The following is a 2,581-nucleotide window of genomic DNA, read 5'->3' on the forward strand; positions in this document are numbered from 1 at the left end:
CCATATAAGCTTGCATGGTCAGATATCAACTTGCCTTTGTTTTTCCATTTTGATAGCAGAACGTTGCGCGGTCGTATTGTAATTGCGGCGCGAATGGCGATTCATTATGTGGATAGATGGTATAATCAAACGACGTTGTTAAAGCCGCCGCTGCGGCAGGTTCTTCGTAAGACAAGACGATCCTTGCGTCGCATGTTTATCTGACCGACCGTTCACGAGTTTTTGATCTTGGAGCGGGATACAATCATCGAGCTTCTCTAAAAAGTATAGTATAATGCGATTACTTTGCAGGAGACTATGATGTATGGCGTAGATGTTGAGACTGTCGGCGGCGGCCTGGGGGGCTCCATCGCCGCCGCGACGCTCGGGCGAGCTGGATTCTGGGTCGCCCTGATCGACGCGCATCATCCCTATCCGGAGGATTTTCGCTGCGAGAAGATTGAGGAGAAGCAGTTCAGGTTGCTTCGCGAGACTGGCCGGTTGATGGAGGGGATTGTTGCCGCGTCAACGCTGTTCACCGAACTGTGGATTGCACGGTTTGGTCGCGTGATGAACAAGCGCCCCTGGTTTGATTTTGCAGCAAAAGACGGAGTCTTGAATTTTCTTCGACACCGTTTGGTTCGCTGTCATGATCGTGTTGTCAATGAAGTGGTGGGCGAAGGAGCGGGAATTGAATAATACTGATGTAGCGGTCCTCGGGGGTGGTACCGCCGGCTCGTTAGCCGCTGCGATGCTTGGCCGGATGGGGATTTCGACGATCCTTATTGATATCCATCAAGTCTATCCGGTGGAGTTTCGCTGCGAAAAACTCGATGGCGACCAAGTCGACTTGCTCAAAAAAACCGGGCTGGTGGATGCCGTATTGGCGGCTGCGACACCGATGACTGAGATATGGGTGGCCCGTCGCGGTTATGTCATTGGTAAAAAGCAAGGGAAACACGGCGAGCCCTGCGAATATGGGGTGGCTTATGAGGATTTGGTAAATGTTATTCGCCGCCAGATTCCAGATAGTGTCCAATTCATCTGCGCTAAAGTGACCAAAATAACGACGAGTTCCGACCGGCAGGAAATTACCCTGTCAAATGGTGACACATGGTCGACCCGATTGATTGTGGTCGCGACCGGCTTAAACAATGTCGTCCGGGGTGCGATCACGCGATCCGAGATCAGCAAATGCCACTCGATCAGTGTTGGTTTTGATCTCACCTCTAAAGCTGGTTTCAAATTTCAAGCTTTAACGTATTCTGCGGAAAAGCCAGGGCCTATGGGTTATGTGAGCCTGTTTCCGATTGGTTCAAGAATGCGCGCCAATGTGTTCGTCTACCATGGTGATATACGCCATCCGTGGTGTCAGGAAGTGCGCACATCGCCGTTATCTGCATTGTATTCGGTAATGCCCCGATTGAAGCGTCTCCTTGGTGATGCTGTCGTGTCAAGCGATATTCAGATTCGACCCGTTGATCTTTACGCTGCACAGAATCATGAACAGCAACCCGGTCTGGTATTGGCTGGTGACAGTTTTGCTACCAGCGATCCGGCGGCGGGTACCGGTCTCAATAAAGTGCTAACCGACGTTGATCGGTTATGCCATCATATTCCGACATGGTTAGCCACGCCCGGAATGGGGATCGAGAAAATTCAGACATACTACAGAGATCCCGTCAAAGTTACCTGTGATGAATGGTCGCTTGGTGAAGCATTTTACAACCGATCACTGGCGTCCGATACAACGCTTTTATGGCGTATTCGTCGGATGGGCTGGATTGGTCTCGATATGATGGGGATCTCGATCCCACAACTTCGCTTGATGGCGGCAAGCGCAGTTCGTTAAGGAGCAGGCTGAGCTGGTCTTCATGCCGGGTCTCCCGGCTACTGTTGAATGCCATTCTCGAGAAGCGACGTTCCAAGACCATCGCTAGGTGTGCGCGCGGCCGGCAAGCTCTCGCCGGTCAGCGGCAAGGTCGGGACCGGCGAACCGGCCGGCTCTCTTGGCTCGCTAGCGCCCACGCTGATGTTGACGAGGTCGCCTGGCTGCAACAGGGTCATCCCATCGGACTCGATGCTGACCGGCCCGGCTGCCGATTGCCGCACGATTTGATAAGTTGCGCTGTTTGCGTCCTTCGCAAACTGTGCGCGGGTCACCGGCAACGTGTACAGGACGCCTTCGCTGGCGTTCAACTCGCGCACATTGGCCGCGATCTGGCTCTCCGTGGTCTCGATCTCGACCTCCAGATCGTTCCTGAGGTCGGCCCGGGTCCGCAACACCTCAGACTCTAGCCAAGCGAGGCGCTGCTTGGCGCTCGCGTATTGGTTGCGGGCGTCCTGCCGACGCTGTTGCGCGTCGGACAACTCACTCTGGATCTGATCCATCACCGTCATGCTGAGAACTTTGCGGTCCACGAGCGTGCGCATGCTGTTGACGCGCTCCTGGCGCAGCTTGATGAGTTCGTCGAACGACTCCATGCGCGCATAAGCGGCAACATCCTGCTTGGCCGCCTCCAGCGCACGCATGGTCGCGCGCTCGCGATCCTTGCGGGCCGTGGCGACGGCCTTGCGCCGGTCGCTCTGCTCGTTCACGAGG

4 protein-coding genes are annotated in these 2,581 nt (G+C 54.9%); 3 read left to right on the top strand and 1 reads right to left on the bottom strand.

Annotation, left to right across the window (positions count from 1 at the left end):
• The 3 genes from EOA85_RS38310 to EOA85_RS32430 form a co-directional block, all read left to right on the top strand.
• Positions 1-204: hypothetical protein (locus tag EOA85_RS38310; RefSeq protein ID WP_206523420.1), on the top strand; the 204-nt coding region annotated here is incomplete at its 5' end.
• A gap of 93 nt (positions 205-297) precedes the next feature.
• Positions 298-678, top strand: a complete 381-nt coding sequence (locus EOA85_RS32425; protein WP_127212441.1) for an FAD-dependent monooxygenase — start codon at positions 298-300, stop codon at positions 676-678.
• A complete protein-coding gene (locus tag EOA85_RS32430; RefSeq protein ID WP_164760032.1) occupies positions 671-1,831 on the top strand; it encodes an NAD(P)/FAD-dependent oxidoreductase in 1,161 nt (386 codons plus the stop codon). The genes EOA85_RS32425 and EOA85_RS32430 overlap by 8 nt, the downstream gene beginning before the upstream one ends.
• A 38-nt stretch (positions 1,832-1,869) precedes the next feature.
• Here the strand turns inward: EOA85_RS32430 and EOA85_RS37845 are convergent.
• Positions 1,870-2,581: hypothetical protein (locus EOA85_RS37845; RefSeq protein WP_164760033.1), on the bottom strand; the 712-nt coding region annotated here is incomplete at its 5' end.

This window comes from Mesorhizobium sp. M5C.F.Ca.IN.020.29.1.1, assembly GCF_003997375.1.
In the GTDB taxonomy this organism is placed as follows: Bacteria; Pseudomonadota; Alphaproteobacteria; order Rhizobiales; family Rhizobiaceae; genus Mesorhizobium; species Mesorhizobium wenxiniae.

Excerpts from the sequence above, each read along its gene's own strand:
- EOA85_RS32425 (WP_127212441.1), top strand. The coding sequence starts at position 298 with ATGATGTATGGCGTAGATGTTGAGACTGTCGGCGGCGGCCTGGGGGGC.